General features: G+C 66.3%; 24 protein-coding genes and 1 tRNA gene. 14 read left to right on the top strand and 11 right to left on the bottom strand.

Features of this window, described 5'->3' with window-relative positions; all coding sequences use genetic code 11:
* Positions 1-296 precede the first annotated feature (296 nt).
* The 4 genes from ACLP9N_RS10560 to ACLP9N_RS10575 form a co-directional block, all read right to left on the bottom strand.
* Positions 297-371: transfer RNA gene (locus ACLP9N_RS10560), tRNA-Val, on the bottom strand.
* 57 nt (positions 372-428) lie between these two features.
* Entirely contained in the window at positions 429-890 is a 462-nt protein-coding gene (locus ACLP9N_RS10565) for a peroxiredoxin (RefSeq protein ID WP_442407360.1), read from the bottom strand.
* Complete coding sequence (locus tag ACLP9N_RS10570) at positions 890-1,312, bottom strand: DUF3052 domain-containing protein (RefSeq protein WP_085231095.1); 423 nt, start codon at positions 1,310-1,312, stop codon at positions 890-892. Before ACLP9N_RS10570 ends, ACLP9N_RS10565 begins: the two co-directional genes overlap by 1 nt.
* A gap of 80 nt (positions 1,313-1,392) precedes the next feature.
* On the bottom strand, positions 1,393-1,986 hold the full coding sequence (locus tag ACLP9N_RS10575) for a hypothetical protein (protein ID WP_442407361.1): 594 nt from the start codon (positions 1,984-1,986) through the stop codon (positions 1,393-1,395).
* A gap of 123 nt (positions 1,987-2,109) precedes the next feature.
* Here ACLP9N_RS10575 and aceE point away from each other — a divergent pair, with 123 nt between their 5' ends.
* The 7 genes from aceE (at position 2,110) to ACLP9N_RS10610 (ending at position 11,832) form a co-directional block, all read left to right on the top strand.
* Positions 2,110-4,899 carry a pyruvate dehydrogenase (acetyl-transferring), homodimeric type gene (gene aceE, locus ACLP9N_RS10580; RefSeq protein WP_442407362.1) on the top strand — a complete coding sequence of 930 codons (2,790 nt, stop codon included), beginning with the start codon at positions 2,110-2,112 and terminating at the stop codon, positions 4,897-4,899.
* A 137-nt stretch (positions 4,900-5,036) separates the two neighbouring features.
* Positions 5,037-6,371: a PucR family transcriptional regulator gene (locus tag ACLP9N_RS10585; protein ID WP_442407363.1), complete on the top strand. Its 1,335-nt coding sequence runs from the start codon at positions 5,037-5,039 to the stop codon at positions 6,369-6,371.
* 140 nt (positions 6,372-6,511) lie between these two features.
* The gene (locus ACLP9N_RS10590; protein ID WP_442407364.1) at positions 6,512-7,420 is read left to right on the top strand and encodes an ACP S-malonyltransferase; all 909 of its coding nucleotides are present in this window, start codon (positions 6,512-6,514) and stop codon (positions 7,418-7,420) included.
* A gap of 77 nt (positions 7,421-7,497) precedes the next feature.
* The gene (gene acpM, locus ACLP9N_RS10595; RefSeq protein ID WP_442407365.1) at positions 7,498-7,845 is read left to right on the top strand and encodes a meromycolate extension acyl carrier protein AcpM; all 348 of its coding nucleotides are present in this window, start codon (positions 7,498-7,500) and stop codon (positions 7,843-7,845) included.
* A complete protein-coding gene (gene kasA, locus ACLP9N_RS10600; RefSeq protein WP_442407366.1) occupies positions 7,842-9,092 on the top strand; it encodes a 3-oxoacyl-ACP synthase KasA in 1,251 nt (416 codons plus the stop codon). Before acpM ends, kasA begins: the two co-directional genes overlap by 4 nt.
* A 27-nt stretch (positions 9,093-9,119) precedes the next feature.
* Entirely contained in the window at positions 9,120-10,373 is a 1,254-nt protein-coding gene (gene kasB / locus ACLP9N_RS10605) for a 3-oxoacyl-ACP synthase KasB (protein WP_442407367.1), read from the top strand.
* A gap of 37 nt (positions 10,374-10,410) precedes the next feature.
* Positions 10,411-11,832 (top strand): acyl-CoA carboxylase subunit beta, encoded by a 1,422-nt coding sequence (locus tag ACLP9N_RS10610; protein WP_442407368.1) that lies wholly within the window; start codon positions 10,411-10,413, stop codon positions 11,830-11,832.
* A gap of 66 nt (positions 11,833-11,898) precedes the next feature.
* On the opposite strand, the gene ACLP9N_RS10615 is transcribed toward ACLP9N_RS10610, so the two are convergent.
* Entirely contained in the window at positions 11,899-13,437 is a 1,539-nt protein-coding gene (locus tag ACLP9N_RS10615; RefSeq protein ID WP_442407369.1) for an FAD-dependent monooxygenase, read from the bottom strand.
* A 188-nt stretch (positions 13,438-13,625) separates the two neighbouring features.
* Between ACLP9N_RS10615 and ACLP9N_RS10620 the strand changes: the two genes are divergently transcribed.
* Positions 13,626-14,063 (top strand): nucleoside deaminase, encoded by a 438-nt coding sequence (locus ACLP9N_RS10620; protein WP_442407397.1) that lies wholly within the window; start codon positions 13,626-13,628, stop codon positions 14,061-14,063.
* Between the two features lie 12 nt (positions 14,064-14,075).
* Here ACLP9N_RS10620 and ACLP9N_RS10625 read toward each other — a convergent pair whose 3' ends face one another.
* Positions 14,076-15,626 (bottom strand): glycerol-3-phosphate dehydrogenase/oxidase, encoded by a 1,551-nt coding sequence (locus tag ACLP9N_RS10625; RefSeq protein WP_442407370.1) that lies wholly within the window; start codon positions 15,624-15,626, stop codon positions 14,076-14,078.
* Complete coding sequence (locus tag ACLP9N_RS10630) at positions 15,626-16,195, bottom strand: TetR/AcrR family transcriptional regulator (RefSeq protein ID WP_442407371.1); 570 nt, start codon at positions 16,193-16,195, stop codon at positions 15,626-15,628. The genes ACLP9N_RS10625 and ACLP9N_RS10630 overlap by 1 nt, the downstream gene beginning before the upstream one ends.
* 47 nt (positions 16,196-16,242) lie before the next feature.
* Between ACLP9N_RS10630 and ACLP9N_RS10635 the strand changes: the two genes are divergently transcribed.
* The 3 genes from ACLP9N_RS10635 to ACLP9N_RS10645 all read left to right on the top strand — a co-directional run bounded on the left by ACLP9N_RS10635 (position 16,243) and on the right by ACLP9N_RS10645 (position 19,359).
* Entirely contained in the window at positions 16,243-17,841 is a 1,599-nt protein-coding gene (locus ACLP9N_RS10635) for an FAD-binding oxidoreductase (protein WP_442407398.1), read from the top strand.
* Positions 17,838-18,767, top strand: coding sequence for a diacylglycerol kinase (locus ACLP9N_RS10640; protein WP_442407372.1), 930 nt, complete (start codon positions 17,838-17,840; stop codon positions 18,765-18,767). The genes ACLP9N_RS10635 and ACLP9N_RS10640 overlap by 4 nt, the downstream gene beginning before the upstream one ends.
* A gap of 73 nt (positions 18,768-18,840) precedes the next feature.
* Positions 18,841-19,359, top strand: coding sequence for a hypothetical protein (locus ACLP9N_RS10645; protein WP_442407373.1), 519 nt, complete (start codon positions 18,841-18,843; stop codon positions 19,357-19,359).
* Here the strand turns inward: ACLP9N_RS10645 and ACLP9N_RS10650 are convergent.
* From ACLP9N_RS10650 to ACLP9N_RS10660, 3 genes are all read right to left on the bottom strand, one after another.
* On the bottom strand, positions 19,356-19,868 hold the full coding sequence (locus tag ACLP9N_RS10650) for a DUF3145 domain-containing protein (RefSeq protein ID WP_442407374.1): 513 nt from the start codon (positions 19,866-19,868) through the stop codon (positions 19,356-19,358). The two genes, ACLP9N_RS10645 and ACLP9N_RS10650, sit on opposite strands and share 4 nt — an antisense overlap.
* Before the next feature lie 146 nt (positions 19,869-20,014).
* Complete coding sequence (locus tag ACLP9N_RS10655) at positions 20,015-20,827, bottom strand: serine hydrolase domain-containing protein (protein WP_442407375.1); 813 nt, start codon at positions 20,825-20,827, stop codon at positions 20,015-20,017.
* Positions 20,824-21,882 carry a class I SAM-dependent methyltransferase gene (locus tag ACLP9N_RS10660; RefSeq protein WP_442407376.1) on the bottom strand — a complete coding sequence of 353 codons (1,059 nt, stop codon included), beginning with the start codon at positions 21,880-21,882 and terminating at the stop codon, positions 20,824-20,826. Before ACLP9N_RS10660 ends, ACLP9N_RS10655 begins: the two co-directional genes overlap by 4 nt.
* Positions 21,883-21,984: 102 nt before the next feature.
* Here ACLP9N_RS10660 and ACLP9N_RS10665 point away from each other — a divergent pair, with 102 nt between their 5' ends.
* The gene (locus ACLP9N_RS10665) at positions 21,985-23,070 is read left to right on the top strand and encodes an S-(hydroxymethyl)mycothiol dehydrogenase (RefSeq protein ID WP_442407377.1); all 1,086 of its coding nucleotides are present in this window, start codon (positions 21,985-21,987) and stop codon (positions 23,068-23,070) included.
* Positions 23,070-23,693 carry an MBL fold metallo-hydrolase gene (locus tag ACLP9N_RS10670; RefSeq protein ID WP_442407378.1) on the top strand — a complete coding sequence of 208 codons (624 nt, stop codon included), beginning with the start codon at positions 23,070-23,072 and terminating at the stop codon, positions 23,691-23,693. The genes ACLP9N_RS10665 and ACLP9N_RS10670 overlap by 1 nt, the downstream gene beginning before the upstream one ends.
* Before the next feature lie 83 nt (positions 23,694-23,776).
* Here the strand turns inward: ACLP9N_RS10670 and ACLP9N_RS10675 are convergent, their stop codons facing one another.
* Positions 23,777-24,517, bottom strand: a complete 741-nt coding sequence (locus tag ACLP9N_RS10675; RefSeq protein ID WP_442407379.1) for an SHOCT domain-containing protein — start codon at positions 24,515-24,517, stop codon at positions 23,777-23,779.
* A gap of 102 nt (positions 24,518-24,619) precedes the next feature.
* Here ACLP9N_RS10675 and ACLP9N_RS10680 point away from each other — a divergent pair, with 102 nt between their 5' ends.
* Positions 24,620-25,567, top strand: a complete 948-nt coding sequence (locus ACLP9N_RS10680; protein ID WP_442407380.1) for an SDR family oxidoreductase — start codon at positions 24,620-24,622, stop codon at positions 25,565-25,567.
* Position 25,568 lies beyond the last annotated feature (1 nt).

Below are 25,568 nucleotides of genomic sequence, written 5' to 3' on the forward strand. Positions count from 1 at the left end.
CTGCACGAAGCCCTCGGCTACGTCCCACCAGCCGAGTACGAGGCCGCCCTCACCGGCACCTCACAACCCGCGAGTCAGCCAACCCCGGCCCTCGCAACCGACTAGGAACTAAACCCGGGGTAGTTCAACCGGAACCGCGTCCCAGAACCGTAAAGCAGCAACCGGACCTCAAACGTCAAGCATCAACCGGAACCGCACATCGGGTGTGCGAACCGCGTTGGCACACTCTTGGCACAACGGGGGTTCGCCCGTCAAATCCAACTGGATCGCGATATGACGCTGACCTGCATAAAAACTGGTGGGCGCGGACGGTATCGAACCGCCGACCGCTGGTGTGTAAAACCAGAGCTCTACCACTGAGCTACGCGCCCATGCCCCGCCGCAGGCTACACGCTCGACGACCAACCACCCAAAACGCTCACACCCGTTCAGGCGCGCAGCGCCGCCAAGGCTTGAGTCCACAGCCGCTGGTCGCGGGACTCACCGGGCTGTTTCATCTCGGCAAACCGAATGATCCCCGACCGATCGACGACGAAGGTGCCCCGGTTGGAATAGCCGGCGGAGTCGTTGAACACGCCGTAGGCCTGGCTCACCTCACCATGCGGCCAGAAGTCCGATAGCACCGGGAACAGGAAGCCGCTCTCGGTCGCCCAGATCTTATGGGTGGGCGGGGGGCCCACGGAAATGGCCAGCGCCACGCTGTCGTCGTTTTCGAAGTCCGGCAGGTGATCACGCAGCCCGTCCAGCTCGCCCTGGCAGATCCCGGTGAACGCCAGCGGAAAGAACACCAGCAGCACGTTCTTGTCACCGCGGTAGGCGCTGAGGGTGACGGGTTGCTGATTCTGGTCGCGCAGCGTGAAGTCAGGCGCGGTGGTCCCGACGGGCAGCATCAGCGCTTCCCGGCGCGTGACTTCGGCTGTACCAAACGGCTGGCGCTCCAGTCGCCGAGGTTGACCGACGAGGTCGGCATCAGGCCGGCGGTGGGGGCGGCCTCCGCGATCTCGGCGGGCAGCACGTGACCGGGCTTTCCGGTCTTGGGCGTCAGCACCCAAATCACGCCGTCTTCGGCCAGCGGGGTGATCGCGTCCATCAGGGTGTCGACCAAATCCCCGTCACCGTCTCGCCACCACAGCAGGACGACGTCGATCACCTCGTCGCTGTCTTCGTCGAGCAGTTCGCCGCCGCACGCTTCCTCGACCGCGGCGCGGATGTCGTCGTCGGTGTCTTCGTCCCAGCCCCACTCCTGGACGACTTGGTCTCGTTGGATGCCCAGCTTGCGACCGTAGCCCGGGGCGTGATCCTCCGCGACCACCGTGGAGCCTCCTTTAACCATCCGCGCGCCCTGCGATGCGCATTATCGTCGCACAACTAAAACCGCGCCCTACGGCGGCCTCAGAAGGAAGCCAGGCACAGTTTCAACGCCTTGGTCTTGGTGTCGTTGAGCTGGTCGACCCGCTTGTTGAACTCCCCCGTCCCCGCGTGCGTGCCGATGGCGTTCGCCACGGCGTGGGCCGCGTCAACATAGGCGTTGAATGCGTCCCGCAGCTCCGAGGACATCGCGTCGTTGAGAGCGTTGCCAACGGTGGAGGCGCTGTCGTTGAGCGCGTCGATGGCCGGGCCCTCGGTGGGGCCGGTGTTGTGGCCCTGGTTATAGGTCTTGACGAAGACGTTGACCTTGTCGATTGCGGCGCTGCTGCTGGTGGCGAGCGTGTCACACGAGGTGCGAATCGCCTTGGTCGTCAACGATTGTTGCCGCTGAGACTCGTGGATGCTCGACGTCGCCACCGACGCAGACACTGACGCGGACACCGACGAACGGTAGGCCGGGGCGACCTTCGTATTCGGCGTGGCGGTGCCGCCGGTTATGTTGGTACACCCCGCCACCACGTTGATGACGCCCATCAACATCGCCGCGACGCACCCGAGCACCAGGGCGCCGCGCTTTGGCGACTCCCCCGCCGAGACGGCACGCCATCCGTTGAGCACGGCTCCTGACGTTACCGGGTCACAACTCCGATCGCCCTCGATGCACCGGATTGCACGCCGGTGCGGCACGATAAGGGGGGGCGATCGTCCAAGCAGAAAACCCGCCGACAACAGGAGCGGAAGTTGACCACCGAGTTCGCGCGCCACGATCTGGCCAAAAATTCAAGTAGCGCAAGCGAACCCGACCGCGTTCGGGTGATCCGCGAGGGCGTGGCTTCCTATCTGCCTGACGTCGACCCCGAAGAGACGTCGGAGTGGCTGGAGTCCTTCGACGAACTGCTGGAGCGCTCGGGGCCGAGGCGGGCGCGCTACCTGATGCTGCGCCTGCTGGAGCGGGCGGGCGAGCAGCGGGTGGCCATCCCGGCGCTGACGTCGACCGACTACGTCAATACCATCCACACCGAGATGGAGCCGTGGTTCCCTGGCGACGAGGACGTCGAACGGCGCTTCCGGGCGTTTATCAGATGGAACGCGGCCATCATGGTGCACCGCGCCCAGCGCCCGGGAGTCGGCGTGGGCGGCCACATTTCGACCTATGCCTCCTCCGCGGCGCTCTACGAGGTCGGCTTCAACCACTTCTTCCGCGGCAAGTCGCATCCCGGCGGCGGGGACCAGGTCTTCATTCAGGGCCACGCCTCCCCGGGCATTTACGCCCGCGCGTTCCTCGAAGGCCGGCTCAGCGCGGACCAGCTCGACGGCTTCCGCCAGGAGCACAGCCACGCCGGTGGCGGCTTGCCGTCGTACCCGCACCCGCGGCTGATGCCCGACTTCTGGGAGTTCCCCACCGTGTCGATGGGCCTGGGCCCGCTCAACGCCATCTATCAGGCGCGTTTCAACCACTACCTGCATGACCGCGGCATCAGGGACACGTCCGACCAACACGTGTGGTGCTTCCTGGGCGACGGTGAGATGGACGAGCCGGAGAGCCGTGGGCTGGCGCATGTCGGGGCGCTCGAGGGCCTGGACAACCTGACCTTCGTGATCAACTGCAATCTGCAGCGCCTCGACGGCCCGGTGCGCGGCAACGGGAAGATCATCCAGGAGCTGGAGTCGTTCTTCCGCGGCGCCGGCTGGAACGTCATCAAGGTGGTCTGGGGCCGCGAGTGGGACGCCCTGCTGCACGCCGACAAGGACGGCGCGCTGGTCAACCTGATGAACACCACGCCCGACGGCGACTACCAGACCTACAAGGCCAACGACGGTGCCTACGTGCGCGACCACTTCTTCGGCCGCGATCCGCGCACCAAGGCGCTCGTCGAGCACATGACCGACTCCGAGATCTGGAACCTCAAGCGTGGCGGCCACGACTATCGCAAGGTCTACGCCGCCTACAGCGCCGCCGTCGACTACAAGGGACAGCCGACGGTGATCCTGGCCAAGACCATCAAGGGCTACTCGCTGGGCGCGCACTTCCAGGGCCGCAATGCCACCCACCAGATGAAAAAGCTTGCCCTGGAAGACCTTAAGTATTTCCGGGACTCCATGAGGATCCCGATCAGCGACGCGCAGCTGGACGAGGATCCCTACCTCCCGCCCTACTACCACCCCGGCCCGGATGCCCCGGAAATCCGCTACCTGCTTGACCGGCGCCGCACCCTGGGCGGCTTTGTTCCCGAGCGCCGGACGAAGACCAAGGCGCTGAAGCTTCCCGGTCGCGACACCTACGCCGCGCTGAAGAAGGGATCCGGAAACCAGGAAGTCGCCACTACCATGGCGATTGTGCGCACGTTCAAAGAAGTGTTGCGGGACAAGGAAATTGGCCCGCGGATCGTGCCGATCATTCCCGACGAGGCGCGCACCTTCGGGATGGACTCGTGGTTTCCGTCGTTGAAGATCTACAACCGCCTCGGCCAGCTGTATACCGCCGTCGACGCCGACCTGATGCTGGCCTACAAGGAAAGCGAAATCGGCCAGATCCTGCACGAGGGCATCAACGAAGCGGGGTCGGTGGGCTCGTTTATCGCGGCCGGCACGTCGTATGCGACGCACAACGAGCCGATGATCCCGATCTACATCTTCTATTCCCTGTTCGGGTTCCAGCGCACCGCTGACGGCCTGTGGGCTGCCGCCGACCAGATGGCGCGCGGCTTCCTGCTCGGGGCGACCGCCGGCCGCACCACGCTGACCGGTGAGGGCCTACAGCACGCCGACGGCCACTCGTTGCTGCTCGCGGCCACCAATCCGGCGGTGATTTCCTACGACCCCGCGTTCGCCTTCGAAATCGCCTACATCGTCGAGAGTGGGCTGGCCCGGATGTTCGGGGAGAACCCGGAGAACATCTACTTCTACATCATCGTCTACAACGAGCCGTACGTGCAGCCGCCGGAGCCGGACAACTTCGACCCAGAAGGTGTGCTGCGTGGCATCTACCGCTACCACACGGCCACCGAGCGACGCGCCAGCAAGGCGCAGATCCTGGCGTCGGGGGTGGCCATGCCCGCCGCGCTGAAGGCGGCCGAGATGCTGGCCGCCGAGTGGGACGTCGCCGCCGACGTGTGGTCGGTGACCAGTTGGGGCGAGTTGAACCGCGACGGGATCGAGGTGGAGAAGCAGAAGCTGCGCCACCCCGAACACCCGGCCGGCGTCCCCTACCTGGTTCAGGCGCTTGCCGGGGCCACCGGGCCGGTGATCGCCGTGTCGGACTGGATGCGCGGGGTCCCCGAGCAGATCCGGCCGTGGGTGCCCGGCACCTACGTCACGCTCGGCACCGACGGGTTCGGCTTTTCCGACACCCGGCCGGCGGCTCGGCGCTATTTCAACACCGACGCCGAATCGCAGGTGGTCGCCGTGCTTGAGGCATTGGCGCGCGACAGCGAAATCGACCCGTCGGTGCCGGTCGCGGCCGCACGTCAATACAAGATCGACGATGTGCTCGCTGCTCCGGAGCAGACTTCCGACCCGGGAGTGGCCTAGTTTCGCCGAGCTGGGGGCACCTCCCGCTTGCGGGGGACACGCCAGCGTGGCGCTCGCCGGCCCAGTCCATAAGGCTCGCTTAAGACCCCCGGGTCGCCTTGGCAGAAACTTCCAGAAATCTGGCGTAGCTTTTAGGGGTGAGTGACAACAAGTCCACCTCTGTGGCCAAGCCCAGGTCAGCGCTGGAACTGCTGGAAACCGTGCCCGATTCCCTGCTGCGACGGTTGAAGCAGTACTCGGGCCGGCTAGCCACCGAGGCGGTCTCGGCCATGCAAGAGCGGCTGCCGTTCTTCGCCGAGCTGGAAGCCTCGCAGCGGGCCAGTGTGGCCCTGGTGGTGCAGACGGCCGTGGTCAACTTCGTCGAGTGGATGCAGGACCCGCACAGCGACGTCAGCTACACGGCGCAGGCGTTCGAGCTGGTGCCCCAGGACCTGACCCGGCGAATCGCGCTGCGCCACACCGTGGACATGGTGCGGGTCACCATGGAGTTCTTCGAAGAGGTTGTGCCGGTGCTGGGCGGGTCCGAAGAGCAGTTGACCGCGCTCACGGTCGGCATTCTGAAGTACAGCCGCGATCTGGCGTTCACCGCCGCCACAGCCTACGCCAACGCGGCCGAGGCGCGCGGCACCTGGGACAGCCGGATGGAGGCCAGCGTCGTCGACGCGGTGGTGCGTGGCGACACCGGGCCCGAGCTGCTGTCCCGCGCGGCCGCATTGAATTGGGACACCACCGCTCCGGCGACGGTGCTGGTGGGCACCCCGGCCCCCGGTCGCGACGGCTCGGGCGACAGCGAGCGGGCCAGCCAGCAGGTCCGCGATATCGCCGCGCGCCACGGCCGCGCCGCACTCACCGACGTGCATGGGACGTGGTTGGTGGCGATCGTGTCCGGGCACGTGTCGCCGACCGAGAAGTTCCTGGGCGACCTGCTGGCAGCGTTCTCGGACGGCCCGGTGGTCATCGGACCGACGGCGCCGATGCTGACCGCCGCCTACCACAGCGCAAGCGAGGCCATCTCCGGCATGAACGCCGTCGCCGGCTGGCGCGGGGCGCCGCGCCCGGTGCTTGCCAGAGAACTCCTGCCCGAACGCGCTCTCATGGGCGACCCATCGGCGATCGTGGCGCTGCATACCGACGTGATGCGGCCCCTGGCCGATGCCGGACCGACGCTCACCGAGACACTCGGCGCTTATTTAGATTGTGGCGGCGCGATTGAGGCCTGCGCCCGCAAGTTGTTCGTTCATCCAAACACCGTGCGATACCGGCTCAAGCGCATCACGGACTTCACCGGCCGCGATCCCACCCAGCCGCGCGACGCCTACGTGCTGCGAGTCGCGGCCACAGTCGGCCAGCTCAACTATCCGACGCCTCAATCCACCGTCGCGAACAACGCCATGCCTCAGGTCCCCCTACCGGTCAAAGGCCCGGTCAAAGGGCTGGTCACCGGGGATGCCATGGCCCCCTCGGCCCGATAGTGACTTAGCCAACAGATCGCGACCCGATATCAAACATGTAGCTTACGGGCCTGTTTTGTAGGGTCTATACAAAAACCTAAGACGAGGTTCATAATCTGTTACACCGCGCAAAACCGTTTCCACAGTGTTCTCTTAGACACGTGATTGCATTTCTTGCGCCCGGACAGGGCTCGCAGACCGAGGGAATGCTGTCGTCGTGGTTGGAACTTCCCGGCGCAGCGGACCAGCTCGCGTCGTGGTCGAAGGCCAGTGGCCTGGACCTTGCGCGACTGGGCACCACCGCCTCGACCGAAGAGATCACCGACACCGCCATCGCTCAACCACTGATCGTCGCGGCCACGCTGCTGGCTCACCAGGAGCTGACGAGGCGCGGACTGCTCGCGGGCGAAGAGTTCATCGTCGCGGGTCACTCCGTCGGTGAGATCGCGGCCTACGCGATCGCCGGTGTGATGCCCGCCGACGACGCCGTCGCGCTGGCGGCCACCCGCGGCGCCGAGATGGCCAAGGCGTGCGCGGCCGAGCCGACCGGCATGTCCGCGGTGCTCGGCGGTGACGAGGCCGACGTGCTCAGCCGCCTCGAGCAGCTCGACCTGGTGCCCGCCAACCGCAACGCCGCTGGCCAGATCGTCGCCGCCGGTCCGCTGAACGCGTTGGAGAAGCTCGCCGAAGACCCGCCGGAGAAGGCCCGGGTGCGCGCGTTGAGTGTGGCCGGCGCCTTCCACACCCGGTTCATGGCTCCGGCTCTTGACGGCTACGCCGCCGCGGCGGCCGGCATCGCCACCGCCGAGCCCACCGCCACGCTGCTGTCCAACCGCGACGGCCAGCCGGTCGCTTCCGCGGCGGCGGCGATGGAGACCCTGGTCTCTCAGCTCACCCAGCCGGTGCGCTGGGACCTGTGCACCGCGGCGCTGCGTGAGCACAATGTCAGGGCGATCGTGGAGTTCCCGCCCGCGGGCACCCTCACCGGTATCGCCAAACGCGAACTTCGGGGGGTTGCGACGCGCGCCGTCAAGTCACCCGCAGATCTGGACGAGTTGGCGAGCCTCTAACTGCCCGCTTTGCCAGTACAACCAAAAACCGAACGTGAGTTCGATTTGTACACAACACATTACGAAGGGAAAAGACTGTGGCCGTAAGTCAGGAAGAAATCATCGCCGGTATCGCCGAGATCATCGAAGAGGTCACCGGTATCGAGCCGTCCGAGGTCACCCCGGAGAAGTCGTTCGTCGACGACCTGGACATCGACTCGCTGTCGATGGTCGAGATCGCCGTGCAGACCGAGGACAAGTACGGCGTGAAGATCCCGGACGAGGACCTCGCCGGTCTGCGTACCGTCGGTGACGTCGTCTCCTACATCCAGAAGCTCGAGGAAGAGAACCCCGAGGCTGCCGAGGCTCTGCGCGCCAAGCTGGTGACGGAGAACCCCGAGGCTGCAGCGAACGTTCAGGCAAGGCTGGAAGCAGAGAGCAAGTGACCAAGCCTTCCACTGCTAATGGCGGTTACCCCAGCGTTGTGGTGACCGCCGTCGCAGCGACGACGTCGATCTCGCCGGACATCGAAAGCACGTGGAAGGGACTGTTGGCCGGCGAGAGCGGCATCCACACACTCGAAGACGACTTCGTTACCAAGTGGGACCTGCCTGTCCGGATCGGCGGCCACCTCAAGGAATCGGTCGACAACCACATGGGCCGGCTGGACATGCGGCGCATGTCGTATGTCCAGCGGATGGCCAAGTGGCTGAGCGGTCAGTTGTGGGAGGCTGCGGGTACCCCGGAGATCGATCATGACCGGTTCTCCGTCGTCGTCGGCACCGGTCTGGGTGGCGCCGAGCGGGTCATCGAGAGCTACGACCTGATGAACGAGGGTGGCCCGCGCAAGGTGTCTCCGCTTGCCGTTCAGATGATCATGCCCAACGGCGCCGCGGCGGTGGTGGGTCTGCAGCTAGGGGCCCGCGCCGGGGTGATCACTCCGGTGTCGGCATGTTCTTCGGGTTCGGAGGCGATCGCCCACGCGTGGCGTCAGATCGTCATGGGCGATGCCGACGTCGCTGTGTGCGGCGGTGTCGAGGGCCCCATCGAGGCGTTGCCGATCGCGGCATTCTCCATGATGCGGGCCATGTCGACCCGCAACGACGAGCCCGAGCGTGCGTCGCGGCCGTTCGACAAGGACCGCGACGGCTTCGTGTTCGGCGAGGCCGGGGCGCTCATGGTCGTCGAGACCGAGGAGCACGCCAAGGCCCGCGGCGCCAAGCCGTTGGCGCGGTTGCTGGGTGCGGGCATCACCTCGGACGCCTTCCACATGGTGGCGCCGGCGCCGGACGGCGTGCGTGCCGGCCGGGCGATGACACGATCGCTGGAGCTGGCGGGCCTGTCCGCCAAGGACATCGACCACGTCAACGCACACGGAACGGCCACGCCGATCGGCGACAGCGCGGAGGCCAACGCCATCCGCGTTGCCGGTTGCGAGCACGCCGCGGTGTATGCGCCGAAGTCGGCGCTGGGACACTCGATCGGCGCAGTCGGGGCGCTCGAGTCGGTGCTCACGGTGCTGTCGCTGCGTGACGGCGTCATTCCGCCCACGCTCAACTACGAGACCCCGGATCCCGAGATCGACCTGGATGTTGTCGCGGGCGAACCTCGCTACGGCGAATATCGTTACGCGATCAACAACTCGTTCGGGTTCGGCGGCCACAACGTGGCACTCGCCTTCGGGCGTTACTAAAGCACGGAAGGAACTTTCGCAAGGCCCATGACGGAACTGGTTACAGGGAAATCGTTTCCCAACGTGGTGGTCACCGGCATTGCCATGACCACCGCGCTGGCAACCGACGCAGAGAACACGTGGAAGTTGTTGCTCGACTGCCAAAGTGGAATCCGTACACTCGACGACCCGTTCGTCGAGGAGTTCGACCTGCCGGTCCGGATCGGCGGGCATCTGTTGGAGGAATTCGACCACCAGCTGACGCGCGTCGAGCTACGCCGGACGGGATACCTGCAGAGGATGTCCACCATTCTGGGCCGGCGGGTATGGGAGAACGCCGGCTCGCCCGAAGTCGACACCAACCGCTTGATGGTGTCCATCGGCACCGGCCTGGGCTCGGCCGAAGAGCTCGTCTTCGGCTATGACGACATGCGCGTGCGCGGGTACAGGGCGATCTCCCCGCTGACCGTGCAGAAGTACATGCCCAACGGCGCGGCCGCGGCGGTGGGCCTGGAACGGCACGCCAAGGCCGGGGTGATGACGCCGATATCGGCGTGTGCCTCCGGCGCCGAGGGCATCGCCCATGCGTGGCAGCAGATCGTGCTCGGTGAGGCCGACATGGCGATCTGCGGCGGCGTGGAGACCAGGATCGAGGCGGTGCCGATCGCCGGGTTCGCCAATATGCGCATCGTGATGTCCACCAACAACGACGACCCCGCAGGTGCCTGTCGCCCATTCGACAAGGACCGGGACGGCTTCGTGTTCGGCGAGGCCGGCGCCCTCATGGTGATCGAGACTGAGGAGCACGCAAAGGCTCGTGGTGCCAACATCCTGGCCCGGATCATGGGGGCCAGCATCACCTCCGACGGCTTCCACATGGTGGCACCGGACCCCAACGGGGAACGTGCCGGGCACGCGATAACGCGCGCGGTTCAACTGGCAGGCCTCACTCCGTGTGACATCGACCACGTCAACGCCCACGCCACCGGCACTCAGGTCGGTGACGTGGCCGAAGGCAAGGCGATCAACAATGCCTTTGGCAGCAACAGGCCTGCGGTGTACGCGCCCAAATCCGCCCTCGGCCACTCGGTCGGTGCGGTCGGCGCAGTAGAATCGATCTTGACCGTGCTTGCGTTGCGGGATCAGGTGATCCCGCCGACACTGAACCTGGTAAACCTCGATCCAGAGATTGACCTGGACGTGGTGGCGGGCGCGCCGCGGCCCGGTAATTACCGCTATGCGGTCAACAACTCGTTCGGATTCGGCGGCCACAACGTAGCGATCGCCTTTGGTCGGTACTGACCCTCCCAGCATCACCCCAGGAAACAGGAGACCTGCGATGACAACGATGGCCCCCGAGGCGGTTGGCGAGTCGCTCGACCCCCGCGACCCGCTCTTGCGTCTGTGCAACTTCTTCGACGACGACAGCGTCGAACTGCTGCACGAGCGTGACCGCTCTGGAGTACTGGCCGCCGCCGGCACCGTGAACGGTATGCGCACCATCGCCTTCTGCACGGACGGCACCGTCATGGGCGGCGCGATGGGCACCGATGGGTGCCAGCACATCGTCAACGCCTACGACACTGCCATCGAGGAGCAGAGCCCGATCGTGGGCATCTGGCACTCGGGTGGGGCCCGGCTCGCCGAAGGTGTGCGGGCGCTGCACGCGGTCGGCACGGTATTCGAGGCCATGATCCGCGCGTCGGGCTACATTCCGCAGATCTCGGTGGTCGTCGGCTTCGCCGCCGGCGGCGCCGCCTACGGGCCGGCGCTGACCGATGTCGTCGTCATGGCACCGGAAAGCCGGGTGTTCGTCACCGGGCCCGACGTGGTGCGCAGCGTCACCGGCGAGGATGTGGACATGGCCGCGCTCGGCGGTCCGGAGACCCACCACAAGAAGTCCGGGGTGTGCCACATCGTCGCCGACGACGAGCTCGACGCCTACGAGCGCGGTCGCCGGTTGGTCGGATTATTCTGCCAGCAAGGGCATTTCGACCGCAGCAAGGCCGAAGCCGGTGACACCGACATCCACGCCCTGCTGCCCGAATCGGCCCGGCGGGCCTACGACGTGCGTCCCATCGTGACCGCAATCCTCGACGAGGACGCGCCCTTCGACGAATTCCAGGCCAACTGGGCGCCGTCGATGGTAGTCGGGCTGGGCCGGCTGTCCGGCCGCACGGTCGGCGTGCTGGCGAACAATCCGCTGCGCCTGGGCGGCTGTTTGAACTCCGAAAGTGCGGAGAAGGCAGCGCGTTTCGTGCGACTCTGTGACGCATTCGGCATACCGCTGGTGGTGGTTGTCGACGTCCCGGGCTACCTGCCGGGTGTCGACCAGGAGTGGGGCGGCGTGGTGCGCCGCGGCGCCAAGCTGCTGCACGCCTTCGGTGAGTGCACCGTTCCGCGCGTCACGCTGGTCACCCGAAAGACCTACGGCGGGGCCTACATTGCGATGAACTCCCGCTCGCTGAACGCCACCAAGGTGTTCGCTTGGCCGGACGCCGAGGTCGCCGTGATGGGCGCCAAGGCGGCCGTGGGCATCCTGCACAAGAAGAAGCTGGCCGCCGCGCCAGAGCATGAGCGCGAAGCGCTGCACGACCAGCTGGCCGTCGAGCACGAGCGGATCGCCGGCGGCGTGGACAGCGCCATCGCGATCGGTGTGGTCGACGAGAAGATCGACCCGGCGCACACCCGCAGCAAGCTTTCCGAGGCGCTGGCGCAGGCGCCGGCACGCCGCGGCCGCCACAAGAACATCCCGCTGTAATTCGCTTCCGCGAGCAGACGTAAAAGCCCCCGCGACACGCCGCGTGTCGGGGCCTTTTGCGTCTGCTCAGCGCGAGAGGATCCGCGAAAGCGCTTGGTGGAGTGCGGCTTGCGGGTCAGCTGGCAGTTGGTCGGTTCGCCAGCCGACGAATTCGTCCGGGCGGACGAGCAGCGCGCCGTCTGGCCCGAGTTCGGTAATCGCCTCCCACTCGTCGCTGCGGATGCGATGCGCTGCGATCGACGCCGAAGCCGCAGCTGCGCACCACCGCTCGTTGCGGGTGAACACGGTAAATCCCGAGCCGAGCAGGTCCAATGTCGAGACCCCATCCCCCACCCACGCATGCGGAACGCGGGTACCGGGTTGCCCGTGCAACTCCTCCACCAGCTCGCCAGCGTCCAGCTCACCGGTCAGCACCGCGGCCGAGTGATACCGGTAGCCGACCATCAAAGCGAACATCGAGCACTCTTCCTCAGGTGGCAGTAGCGGTCGGTCGTCGTCCAACTGGAGCAAGGGAATCGTTGGGCCGGTGAGCGATTGACGGGCGGCAAAGCGCCCGACCGGATGCCGCTCGGCGTGGTAAGTGTCAAGCAATGCCGGCCCGGCCGTCCGCTGCAGAACGGCGGCAAGCTTCCACGCCAAGTTGTGCGCGCTCTGGATGGCGGTGTTGGCTCCGCCGGCCTTGAACGGCGGCATGGTGTGCGCCGAATCGCCGACGAGAAAGACTCGCCCACAACGGAATTGGTTTGCCACTTGCTCGTAGGGCTGCCAGGCAGCGATCTCGATGATGTCGATGTCGATCGGCTCGCCGATTGCTTTGGTGAGCACCTCGCGGCAACGCTGTGGCGTGAACTGATCCGCCGTCTCGCCCTTGCCAGGGAAATACGTGGTGATGAACATGCCGAGATCGCCGTCGGCCTGAATGAATATGCCTTGTGCGTCAGCGTTATTGACTTGCACGCCGCCCCCCTCGCCCAAGTCTGCGACGAACTTTCGCCACGGCGCCCGGAAGTAGATGAAGACGACATAGATCGGCAGCGCGCCGTAGCCAGACGTGGTGATGCCCAGCCAGTTGCGGATCGGGCTGTGCACACCGTCGGCACCGACGAGGTAGTCTGCGCGCACCGTCTGTGGCTCGCCCGAGTCCCGATCGTGCAGCACCGCGGTGATATCGGCCTCGTCGAGGTCCAGCGAGGAAAGCTCGGTGCCGTAGCGCACTTCGCTGCCGCGTCGGCGGGCTTCGGCAAGCAGGATCGGCTCCAACCGGCTCTGGGGGCAATACTGCACGGCGGGCTCGGGGCTCAGCGCGTCCAGGCCCGCGAATATCGCGTCGAGGTCGATGGCCGGTTTTTCCTCCGGGCTGTTCAGCGTCGGCCTGGTCACCATTTGCGAAAACTGCTCGGCGACCTTGTGGACCTCGTCGCTGAGGCCAAGGCCACGCAGGATCTCCAAGCTGCGGAAGCTGAGATTGCGCGCCTTCGGGTAGATGAAGACCTCGCGCCGCTTTTCGACCAGCAGTGAACGCACGCCCTGCTTGGCAAGCAGGGCGGACGTGGCCAGCCCGCCGGCGCCCGCACCGACGACGAGCACAGGAACATGAGTGGTCATCGCCCCTCCCTCCGACGCAGCGCGCTCAACGCCAATCCGACAAGCCTATCGATTGTGATAGATGATGTCATTAGATATTGTCTATCACAAATATTACTAGCCAGATAAGTTCGGAGCTCGCTCGCAGCGTGGTGGAAGATTGTTGCGTGGATAGCGGCGGCGGTGACGGGGGTCTATCGGCGACGGCGATGATGGAGGTCGCGTTCGAAGAAGCGCGGGCCGGGCTGGCGGAGGGCGGTGTCCCGATCGGAGCCGCACTGTTCACCACCGACGGTGTGCTGCTCGGGCGCGGCCGCAATCGTCGTGTGCAACAAGGGGATCCCTCGTTGCACGCTGAGGTTGACGCGTTTCGGGCGGCGGGCAGACAACTCGACTACCGATCAACCGTCATGGTGACGACTCTCACGCCGTGCTGGTACTGCAGTGGCCTGGTGCGCCAGTTCAACATCGGTGCGGTGCTGATCGGCGAATCGGAAACCCTCAACGGCGGGCACGAATGGCTGGCCGAACACGGGGTCACGGTCACGGTGCTGAACGACACGCGCTGCACCGCAATGATGTCGGCCTTCATCGCGGAGCACCCCGCCTTGTGGCACGAAGACATCGGGGAGCGCCCCAGTCCGTAAGCCCGAAACCCGCTAGCCCAGACTCGCCAGAAACTCCTCGGCCACACCCACAACCCGCGCACGATCGCGTGCCACCAGACCGATACGGGTCCGCCGGTCGACGATGTCGTCGACATCCAGCGCACACTCATGGGTCACCGCGTATTCGAACTCCGCCCGGGTCACGTCGATGCCCCCGGCGACCGCCTCGGTCGGCCGGTCGCAGGTAGCGCTCGCGATGACGTTGGGCGCCTCGGCCCCGTAACGCTGCGCCAGCGACCTCGACACACCGGCGCCCGGCCCCTTCTGAAACTGACCGGCCGGCCCGGGGTTCGCCGGCGCTCCGATCAACGGCAGGTTGCGGGTCCGGCACTCCGCGGCGCGCAGCTGCCGCAGGCTGATGGCGCGATTCAACACGTCCTCGGCCATATAGCGGTATTCGGTCAGCTTTCCGCCGACCACGCTGATGACGCCGGAGGGCGATTCAAAGACGGCGTGGTCGCGCGAAACGTCAGAGGTTCGTCCCTCCCCCGTATCGATCAGCGGCCGCAGACCCGCGTAGGCGCCGATGACGTCGTTGGGGCCAAGCGCGCTGCCCAGCGCGGTGTTCACCGTGTCCAACAGGAACGCAACCTCTGCCGAAGAGGGCTCTGGCACATCGGGAATCGGCCCGGGAGCATCCTCGTCGGTCAACCCGAGGTAGACCCGGCCGAGCTGCTCGGGCATCGCGAACACGAAGCGGTTCAGCTCACCGGGAATCGGAATGGTCAGCGCCGCAGTCGGATTCGCGAACGCGCCGGCATCGAAAACCAGATGTGTCCCGCGGCTGGGCCGCAACTTCAACGAACCGTCGATCTCACCCGCCCACACCCCTGCCGCGTTGATGACCGCACCGGCCGACACGTCGAACGACTGACCGGTGCGCTCGTCGGTCAACCGCACTGAAGTGTCGGTGGCCTCGGACGCGGCCACATATGTCAGGATCCGCGCACCGTGCTGGGCCGCAGTGCGCGCGACCGCGGTGACCAGTCGGGCATCGTCGATCAATTGCCCGTCGTAGGCAAGCAATCCACCGGCGAGACCGTCACGTCGCACGGTAGGAGCCATCTCCACGACGCGCCGCGCGGAAACCCTGCGCGACCGGGGCAGGGTCGACGCCGGCGTACCTGCAAGCATGCGCAACGCGTCGCCGGCGAGAAACCCGGCGCGCACCAACGCGCGCTTGGCGTGGTCCATCGACGGCAGCAGCGGAACCAGCTGCGGCATCGCACGAACCAGATGAGGGGCGTTGCGTGTCATCAGGATTCCGCGCTCGATGGCGCTGCGCCGTGCGATTCCGACGTTGCCGCTCGCCAGGTAGCGCAGACCGCCGTGGACCAGTTTGGAACTCCAGCGGCTGGTGCCGAACGCCAGATCGTGCTTTTCCACCAGCGCGACGCGCAGGCCCCGTGACGCGGCATCCAGGGCGATGCCGACGCCGGTGATGCCACCGCCGATGACAAGGACATCGAGCGGTTCGCCGTCGGCGAGGGCGCTTAGGTCGGCGGTGCGGCGCGCGGCATTCAGGGCGGTCGGGTCGGGCATCAGGACAGGTATCCGTTCAGGGCGTGGGTGAGTTCGATGGCCAGCGCTTCGGCGTCAAGGATGGGCCGGACGATGTCGGCGGACTGAATGGTCGACTGCGCGATCAGCAACACCATGGTCGCCATTTGATGCGGGTCGCCGGCGCGGACGCTGCCCGATCGTTGTGCCACGTCCAGCCTGGCCGCCAGTGCCTCGATCAGGAACTGCTGGCTGGTACCCAGCCGCTCGGTGATGTAGACCCTGGCCAGCTGCGAATGCAGCACCGACATGACCAGCTCGTCGCGCCGCAACCGGTCGGCCACCGCGACAACCTGCTTTACCAACGCCTCCCGGTCGTCCTCGTCCACCGGCACTTCGCGCGTCACCTCGGTGATATGGCTGGTCAGCAGCGCCGACATGATCGACGGGGTATCCGGCCAGCGGCGGTACACCGTCGGGCGGCTCACGCCCGCGCGCCGGGCAATCTCGGCCAGCGTCACCCTGTCCACGCCGAAATCGATCACGCAGCTGGCCGCCGCGTGAAGAATCCGCTCCCCGGTATCCGGAGACGCGTTACTAATTGACAGCATGTGTAATACTGTAACGCATGACGCATCCTGGTGAACTCCTTCCGCCGATGAAATGGAACGCGTGGGGGGATCCCGCCGCCGCCAAACCGCTCCCCGATGGGATCCGGTCTTTGCTGAAGCAGGCCGTGGGGCTGGAGGAATCGGAAGAAGGCGAACTCCAACCTGACCAGGTCACGCTGCGCCCGCCGTCGTTGTCGCAGGCCGATCAGGATGCGCTGGCCGCAATCGTGGGCGCCGAGCACGTGCGCACCGCCGATCGGGACCGGTTGCTGCACGCCGGCGGCAAGTCCACCCCCGACCTGCTGCGGCGCAAAGACAGCGGCGTCCAGGATGCGCCCGACGCGGTGTTGCTCCCGGGCGGCCCTAATGCCGAAGACGGTGAGGAGCAAGTCGCCGCGATCCTGCACTACTGCTCCGAGCATGGCATCGCCGTCGTCGCGTTCGGCGGCGGCACCAGCGTCACCGGTGGACTCGATCCGACCCGAGGTCAGTTCGGCGCCGTGGTGTCGCTGGATCTACGGCGTTTCGATCAGCTCCTATCCCTCGACGAGGTTTCCGGCGTCGCCGAGTTGGGTGCCGGCGTCACCGGCCCGGCCGCCGAACGCCTGCTCGGCGAACAGGGCTTCTCGCTCGGGCACTTCCCGCAGAGCTTCGAATTCGCCACCATCGGGGGTTTCGCCGCGACCCGGTCCTCCGGCCAGGACTCGGCCGGTTACGGCCGGTTCAACGACATGATCCTCGGGCTGCGCATGATCACTCCGGTGGGCACGCTGGATCTGGGGCGGGTCGCGGCGTCGGCGGCCGGCCCGGACCTGCGCCAGCTGGCGATCGGCTCTGAGGGTGTCTTCGGCGTCATCACCAAGGTGCGCTTGCGGGTGCACCCGGCACCGGAGATGACCCGTTACGAGGCGTGGTCGTTCCCGGATTTCGCCACCGGGTCCGCGGCCCTGCGGACGGTCACCCAAATCGGCACCGGACCCACCGTCGTCCGGCTCTCCGACGAGGCCGAGACCGGAGTCAATCTCGCCACCACCGAGGCGATCGGGGAAAGCAAGATCACCGGAGGCTGCCTGGGGCTGACCCTGTTCGAGGGCACCAAGGAACACACCGAGAACAGACAGGCCGAGACGCGCGCGTTGCTGGAAGCCCACGGCGGCACGTCGCTGGGCGAGGCGCCCGCACGGGTCTGGGAGCGCGGCCGGTTCGCCGCGCCGTACCTGCGCGACTCCCTGCTGGCCGCGGGCGCGCTCTGCGAGACCCTAGAGACGGCGACCGACTGGTCGAATGTTCCCGCGCTGAAGGCCGCCGTCACCCAAGCGCTGACGACCTCGTTGGCCGAATCGGGTACACCGGCGCTGGTGATGTGCCACATTTCGCACGTGTACCCGACTGGCGCGTCGCTGTACTTCACCGTCGTCGCCGGGCAGCGCGGCAACCCGATCGAACAGTGGTGGGCCGCCAAGAAGGCCGCGTGCGATGCGATCATGGCCACCGGCGGAACCATCACCCACCACCATGCCGTCGGTGCCGACCATCGAGCCTGGATGCGCGACGAGGTGGGCGATCTGGGCGTGCAGCTATTGCGCGCGGTCAAGGCGACGTTGGACCCGGCCGGAATTCTCAACCCCGGCAAGCTGATTCCGTGACCGACCTGACCCGGCGCGAAATCAGCAAGGTAACCGCGCTGACCAATCCGGTGTCGGGGCACGGCGCAGCCGTAGCAGCGGCGCAAACCGCGATTGCCCGGCTGCACCACCGAGGCGTGGAAGTCGTCGAGATCATCGGCGACAGCGCCGAAGACGCGCGTTACCTGGTCAGCGCGGCACTCGATAAAGGCACCGACGCCGTCATGGTCACCGGCGGTGACGGCGTCATCTCCAACGCGCTGCAGGTGCTGGCGGGCACCGACGTTCCGCTAGGCATCATTCCGGCAGGCACCGGTAACGACCACGCTCGTGAATTCGCTATTCCCACAAAGGATCCCGAGACCGCCGCGGATATCATCATCGACGGTTGGACGGAAACCATTGACCTGGGCCGAATTCAGTACGGCGAGGGTCGCAAAAAATCGGAAAAATGGTTCGGCACCGTGGCGGCAGCCGGATTCGATTCCCTGGTCACCGATCGCGCCAACCGGATGCGCTGGCCGCACGGGCGGCTGCGCTATTACCTCGCGATGCTCGCCGAGCTATCGCAGTTGCGTCTTTTGCCATTCCGGTTGGTGCTCGACGGAACCGAAGAGATCGATGCCGACATCACGCTCGCGGCCTTCGGCAATACCCGCAGTTACGGCGGTGGGCTGCTGATCTGCCCCAACGCCGATCGTTCCGACGGGCTGCTCGACATCACCATGGCGCACTCGGATTCCCGGACCAAGCTGGTCCGCCTGTTCCCCACCGTCATGAAGGGCACCCATGTCGAGCTCGACGAGGTGAGCACGGCACGTGCCACGTCAATCCACGTCGAGTGCCCGGGCATCAACGTGTACGCCGACGGCGACTTCGCGTGCCTGCTGCCCGCCGAGATTTACGCGGTTCCCCGCGCTTTGCAGATCCTGCGCCCCAACCGCTGACGATCACGGCGGTGTAACGCTTCAGACACCGAATACGACATCTTGGCGTAAACGCTCCACGGGGAGGAAAAAGATGTCGGGACACCGCAAGACTGCACTGGTCGCCTTGGCGGGAGCGGCAGTGAGCTGCTCGTTATGGCTTGCTCCGGCAGCCTTCGCCGGTGCGGGTTCGGCCTTGGACGGGCATTACCTGCTGACCTTCTCCGCTAACCAGAAGACCGGCACCAGCATGGCGGCCCGCCAGCCCGAAAACGCCCAGTGGGCCAAGTACTCGTTTACCTCGAGCTGCTCAACTGGCGTTTGTGTCGCCACGGTCAACGACTCGCCAGCACCCATAAATCAATACGCGCAGCAGTCAGGCGCATACACCTGGAACGGGTCGCAGTGGGTACAGCAAAAGGCCACGAAATGGGACTGCCCACTACTGGGAGGCCTCGTCGAACACGACCCGGCAAGGTCGATAACAGCCCTGACGCCCGGCCCCAACGGCGCGCTGACCGGCGTGTTTCACACCGACATCGTGAGCGGCGCGTGTAAGGGCAGCGTCGAAATGCCGGTGACCGCCACCCCCTACTCGCCGCCGGTTATTTAACCGACCCCGCGGCTGAGCCAGGTCACCTCGGCGGAATCGCCGCCGTCGCGGTACACCTCGAGCGCCTCGTCCCACGCGGTTCCCAGCACGGAATCGAGTTCAGCGGCGAGCGTGTCGGCGCCCTGCGCCATCATCGACCGCAGCCGCATCTCCCCGACCATAATGTCGCCGTTGGCGCTCATCGACCCGCTCCAGAGCCCCAATTGCGGGGTATGGCTGAACCGCTGGCCGTCGACTCCGGGGCTGGGATCCTCGGTGACCTCGAAACGCAGCACCGACCAGGAGCGCAGCGCGTTGGCCAACCGGGAGCCGGTGCCGACCGGCCCCATCCAGTTGGTCACCGCGCGCAGCTGCCCGGGCATCGCCGGCTGCGGGGTCCACATCAAGTTCGCCTTGGCCTGCAGGGTCGACGACAACGCCCACTCGACATGCGGGCAAACCGCCGCAGGCGAAGCGTGGATGTACACCACGCCTGCCGTGGCGTCAGCGAATTGATTCGACGCTCGCATCTTTTGCTCCTTCGGTTCCACGAGGGACGTCTTCCCCAACGACCTGGTGAACCCGATGAACAGGATGCTTGCTTTGATATTTTTGTGTCGTGCGTGTCTATTGTGCCTTGTGAGACCCCTGTTGCGCTAGAGTGCATTTTTTTCAGCTATGGCTCGGACAGAACTAGGTCGGAAATCGCTGGCCAGACGCCTAGCGCCCAGTCGCCGAAATCCCGGTCCGTGAGTACCACCAGCGCCAACTCCGCCTCCGGATCAGCCCAGATGAACGTGCCTGTCTGGCCGAAATGGCCGAATGTCCGGGCCGAGTTGCGTCCGCCCGTCCAGTGCGGTGATTTCGAATCCCTGATCTCGAAACCCAGCCCCCAGTCGTTGGGTCGCTGCACGCCGTATCCGGGCAGCACGCCATCCAGGCCGGGGAATTGGATGGTGATCGCCTGCGCATGCATCTGCGGCGAGACGGTCACCGGACACAGCAGGTCACCGGCGAACGCCGCCAGATCCGCAACCGTCGAGGTCGCGCCGAAACCGGCCGCCTCGGCGCCGCCGTCCAGCCGCGTCGACCCCATCCCCAGCGGTTCGCACACCGCCTCCGTGAGGTAGCTGCCAAACTCGATCCCCGACTCCCGTTGCACGGTCTCGGCCAGCACGGCAAAGCCGTGGTTCGAGTAGATCCGGCGGGTGCCGGGCTTGGCCAGTACCTTGCCGGATTGCAGCGCCACGCCCGACGCGTGCGCCAGCAGGTGGCGCACCGTGGCCCCGGGCGGGCCGGCCGCGGTATCGAGGTCTACCACCCCTTCCTCGACGGCGATCTGCACCGCGCGGGCCACCAGCGGCTTGGTGACCGACGCCAGCAGGAACGCCCGCTCGGTGTCGCCATGGGTCGCCAGGATCCCGGCGGGCCCGATCACCGCGGCGGCGGCCGCCGGGACGGGCCAGTCGTCGATAACGCTTAGCGTCACTTGGTGGCGATGTAGTAGTTGTTGATCGGGTCCAATTCGACCTCGGCGACCCGCACGTCGTCGAACCCCGCGTCGGCGAGCATCGACGTGGCCAGCTGGGTTCCCCACGCCGCCCCCAGCCCGGCGCCGTCCAGCGCCAGCGAGACCGTCATGCAGTGCATCAGCGAGGTCGCGTAGAGATAGGTGCTCATCGGAACGTCGACGTTGTCCTCGAGCCGGCTGGACGCCTTGATGTCGGCCATCAACAGCACACCGCCGGGCCGCAGCGCGCGATGAATGTTTTCCAGCACGCGCGCGGGCTGCGCCTGGTCGTGGATGGCGTCGAACACGGTGATGACGTCGTAGGTTTCAGCCTCGTCCAGCTGGGTCAGGTTGTGGCTTTCGAAGGTCGCGTTCGTCAGACCGAGCCGGGCCGCCTCCTGAGCTCCGGCCGCAATGGCTGCCTCGGAAAACTCGACGCCGGTGAATCGGCTCGCCGGAAACGCCCGCGCCATCACGTTGACCGCATGACCGCTGCCGCAGCCAAAATCCGCGACGTCGGCGCCCGACCGCAGCCGTTCCGGAAGGCCGTCAACCAAGGGCAGCACGACGTCGACGAGCGCGGCGTCGAACACCACACCACTCATCTCGGCCATCAACGTATGGAAGCGCGGAAATTCGCTGTAGGGCACGCCGCCGCCGGCCCGAAAGCAGCCGATGACCTTTTGTTCGACCTCGCTGAGCAGCGGAATGAATTGGGCCACCAGGGCGAGGTTGTTCGGCCCGGCCGCGCGGGTCACCACGCCCGCTCGATGGGCGGGCAACGAGTAGGTCCCGTTCTCGGGATCGTAGTCGACGATATGCCCAGTCGTCATGCCGCCCAACCACTCTCGGACGTAGCGCTCGTTGAGGCCCGCGGCCGCGGCGATCTGGGCGCTGGTGGAGGGCGCAAGCCCAGCCATCGTGTCCAGTAGGCCGGTCTGATGCCCAACGCTCAGCAGGAGCGCCAGGCTGGCGCTGTCGATGGTCGCCACCATTCGTTCGCTGAATTGCTTGGCGGTCTCAGGTGCCGTCATGTTCAGCGACGCTACACCGGCGCCCTTCGACCTGGGCGGCCGCCGACTGAGACTGGACGACTGGCTGCAGAGTGTATGGCGCCCGCCAGTAGGTTGTAGCCCATGAGTCAGACAGTGCGCGGAGTGATTTCACGAAAAAAAGGTGAACCCGTCGAGCTGGTGGACATCGTCGTCCCAGACCCCGGGCCCGGTGAGGCGGTGGTTGCCGTCAGCGCCTGCGGGGTGTGCCACACCGACTTGACGTACCGCGAGGGCGGCATCAATGACGAATATCCGTTCCTGCTCGGCCACGAGGCCGCGGGCACGGTCGAAGCCGTCGGGCCGGGGGTGAACTCCGTCGAGCCGGGTGACTTCGTGATCCTGAACTGGCGCGCGGTGTGCGGCCAGTGCCGGGCCTGCAAACGCGGCCGGCCCGCCTACTGCTTCGACACCTTCAATGCCGAACAGAAAATGACGCTCACCGACGGCACCGAACTCACCCCAGCCCTGGGCATCGGGGCATTCGCCGACAAGACGCTCGTCGCCGCTGGTCAATGCACCAAAGTCGATCCCCAGGTCGATCCGGCCGTCGCCGGCCTGCTGGGCTGCGGGGTGATGGCCGGGCTGGGTGCCGCGATCAACACCGGCGGAGTCACCCGCAACGACACCGTCGCGGTGATCGGCTGCGGCGGCGTGGGCGATGCCGCGGTCGCGGGGGCCGCGCTGGTCGGCGCCAAGCGGATCATCGCGGTCGACACGGACAACACGAAACTGGACTGGGCCCGCAGGTTCGGTGCCACGCACACCGTCAACGCGCGCGAATTCGACGTCGTCAAAACCATTCAGGACCTCACGGACGGCTTCGGCGTCGACGTGGCGATCGACGCCGTCGGACGGCCGGAAACCTGGAAGCAGGCCTTCTACGCGCGCGATCTGGCCGGAACCGTGGTCCTGGTGGGGGTGCCCACGCCCGACATGCGCCTGGACATGCCGCTGGTGGACTTCTTCTCCCATGGCGGCGCGTTGAAGTCGTCCTGGTACGGCGATTGCCTGCCCGAACGCGACTTCCCCACCCTGATCGACCTCCATCTGCAGGGCCGTCTTCCCTTGGATAAATTCGTCTCCGAACGCATCGGGCTCGGGAATATCGAAGAGGCATTCCACAAAATGCATGACGGCAAGGTGCTGCGCTCGGTGGTGGTGTTGTAGTGGGCGCCATCGAACGCATAGTCACGCACGGTACCTTCGAACTCGACGGTGGCAGTTGGGAAGTCGACAACAACATCTGGCTCGTCGGCGACGACTCCGACGTCGTGGTTTTCGACGCCGCCCACGCGGCCGATCCGATCCTGAACGCGGTGGCTGGCCGCAACGTGGTGGCGGTCGTGTGCACGCACGGCCACAACGATCACGTCACGGTGGCTCCCCAGCTCGGCGAGGCGCTCGACGCACCCGTGCTGCTGCACCCCGGCGATGACGTCCTGTGGCGGATGACGCACCCGGACAAGGACTTTCGCACCATTTCCGACGGCGATACCTTGACCGTCGCCGGCACACGGTTGCAGGCGCTGCACACCCCGGGACACTCCCCCGGATCGGTGTGCTGGTACGCCCCGGAGCTAGGCGTGGTGTTCAGCGGCGACACCTTGTTTTCCGGCGGGCCAGGCGCAACCGGGCGCTCCTACTCGGACTTCCCCACGATCCTGCAGTCAATCTCAGAGCGGCTCGGCACGTTGCCCGGCGACACCGTTGTGCACACCGGCCACGGCGACAGCACCACCATAGGCGACGAGATCGTCCACTACGAGGAATGGGTCGCCCGGGGCCACTGACCCTTGCCCGCGAGCGTGCGCAGAATGACATCCGTAGCGGCGAGTCGCCGTACGAACACGCACGCTCGCGGGAAGAAAGGCAACTAGCCCCCGTCGAGGATCCGGCGCTTCTCGGCGTGGAACTCTTCCTCGGTCAGCGCACCGGAATCCCGCAGCGACGCAAGCGTTTTGAGTCGCTCCAGCCTGACTCCCTCGTCGCTGGGTACTTGGGCCGCGGGGATAGGCTGCGCCTCAACCGGCTCGAACGCGGGTACACCCGCTACCTGGGCCGCCACCACGGCTTTGCGCCGGGTGCGGGACAGCCACATTCCCGACAGGATCGAAACAGCAAGGCCCACAACGAACATGGCAACGAACACCCACACCAGATAGCCGTACGAGCTGCTGTGACCGAACGCCAGTTGCGGATTGATGTACCCGTTGACTTGCCCGTCCGTCGTGATGTCGTAAGCGCCGTCGGCGGGAATCTGAGCCACCCACACTCGCACGTGCGCGTCGTTGTTGACCGTCGTTGTGCTGCCGATGTTCTCCGTGACCACCGGTTGTGCCACCCCGTCGGGTGGTTTGATGGTTACCCCGAGCGGCGGGACCGGCAGGCCGCCGCCGTTCGGGCCGCCGATCACCACGGTGTGCAGGCTGATCGTCACTTCACCGGCGGGCAAATGCAGGCGGCTCGCGCCCGGGATAGGCACCTCGCCGTGGGCGTTGTATTTGTCCAGAAAGAACGCGTTGAGCACCAAGGTGGCGATGAAGCCGGCCACCGACACAATCATCATCAGAACGGCGGCGGACAGCGCCAGTTTTGCCAGCCGTCTGCTAGTCACCCACGCAGTCTGTCACCGCGAGCCAAGCGGTGCCAGCGTTCGCTGCCGGCGACACAAAGAGCACACTGGGACGGGGCGCATACCGAAAAAGGAGTGATATGCATGGCCAACGATCTCGTCGCCACCGTGCCCGACCTGTCGGGGAAGCTGGTTGCCATCACCGGGGCCAACAGCGGTCTGGGGTTCGGGCTGGCCCGACGGCTGTCGGCCGCCGGCGCCGACGTCGTCATGGCGATACGCAATCGCGCCAAGGGTGAGGCGGCGATCGAAGAAATCCGCGGGACGGTCCCCGACGCCAAGTTGACCATCAAGCCACTCGATCTGTCGTCGCTGGCCTCCGTCGCCGCGTTGGGCGAGCAATTCAACGCCGAGGGCCGACCCATCGACATCCTGATCAACAACGCCGGTGTCATGACGCCACCGAAACGCGATACCACCGCCGACGGCTTCGAGTTGCAGTTCGGCAGTAACCATCTCGGGCACTTTGCGCTCACGGGTCACGTGCTGCCGCTGTTGCGCGCCGCCAATGGCGCGCGGGTCGTCTCGCTGAGCAGCCTGGCGGCCCGCCAAAGCGGCAAGATCCACTTCGACGACCCGCAATTCGAGAAGTCCTACGCGCCCATGTCGGCGTACGGCCAGTCGAAGCTGGCGGTGCTGATGTTCGCCCTCGAGTTGGATCGGCGCAGCCGCGCGGCCGGCTGGGGCATCATGTCCAACGCCGCGCACCCGGGCTTGACCAAGACCAACCTGCAGATCAGCGGGCCCTCACTCGGCCGGGAGAAGCCGGCGTTGATGGAGCGTTTGTACAGGACGTCCTGGCGTTTCGCGCCGTTTCTGTGGCAGGAGATCGACGAAGGGATCCTGCCCGCCGTGTACGCGGCCGCCACCCCGCAGGCTGAAGGCGGCGCCTTCTATGGACCTCGCGGCTTCTACGAGGCCGCCGGCGGCGGTGTGGCGCCGGCCAAGGTGCCCGCGCGTGCCCGCAACGACGACGACTGCCGGCGACTGTGGGAGCTTTCCGAGCAACTCACCGGTGTCCGCTACCCCTAAG

It is taken from the genome of Mycobacterium sp. (assembly GCF_052144515.1).
Lineage (GTDB): Bacteria > Actinomycetota > Actinomycetes > Mycobacteriales > Mycobacteriaceae > Mycobacterium.

Coding starts and splice junctions, on each gene's coding strand:
- ACLP9N_RS10635 (WP_442407398.1), top strand. CDS start 16,243: ATGAAATGGAACGCGTGGGGGGATCCCGCCGCCGCCAAACCGCTCCCC.
- ACLP9N_RS10665 (WP_442407377.1), top strand. CDS start 21,985: ATGAGTCAGACAGTGCGCGGAGTGATTTCACGAAAAAAAGGTGAACCC.
- ACLP9N_RS10660 (WP_442407376.1), bottom strand. CDS start 21,882: ATGACGGCACCTGAGACCGCCAAGCAATTCAGCGAACGAATGGTGGCG.
- ACLP9N_RS10645 (WP_442407373.1), top strand. CDS start 18,841: ATGTCGGGACACCGCAAGACTGCACTGGTCGCCTTGGCGGGAGCGGCA.
- ACLP9N_RS10610 (WP_442407368.1), top strand. CDS start 10,411: ATGACAACGATGGCCCCCGAGGCGGTTGGCGAGTCGCTCGACCCCCGC.
- ACLP9N_RS10615 (WP_442407369.1), bottom strand. CDS start 13,437: ATGACCACTCATGTTCCTGTGCTCGTCGTCGGTGCGGGCGCCGGCGGG.
- ACLP9N_RS10680 (WP_442407380.1), top strand. CDS start 24,620: ATGGCCAACGATCTCGTCGCCACCGTGCCCGACCTGTCGGGGAAGCTG.
- ACLP9N_RS10650 (WP_442407374.1), bottom strand. CDS start 19,868: ATGCGAGCGTCGAATCAATTCGCTGACGCCACGGCAGGCGTGGTGTAC.
- kasB (WP_442407367.1), top strand. CDS start 9,120: ATGACGGAACTGGTTACAGGGAAATCGTTTCCCAACGTGGTGGTCACC.
- ACLP9N_RS10620 (WP_442407397.1), top strand. CDS start 13,626: ATGATGGAGGTCGCGTTCGAAGAAGCGCGGGCCGGGCTGGCGGAGGGC.
- ACLP9N_RS10630 (WP_442407371.1), bottom strand. CDS start 16,195: ATGCTGTCAATTAGTAACGCGTCTCCGGATACCGGGGAGCGGATTCTT.
- ACLP9N_RS10625 (WP_442407370.1), bottom strand. CDS start 15,626: ATGCCCGACCCGACCGCCCTGAATGCCGCGCGCCGCACCGCCGACCTA.
- ACLP9N_RS10565 (WP_442407360.1), bottom strand. CDS start 890: ATGCTGCCCGTCGGGACCACCGCGCCTGACTTCACGCTGCGCGACCAG.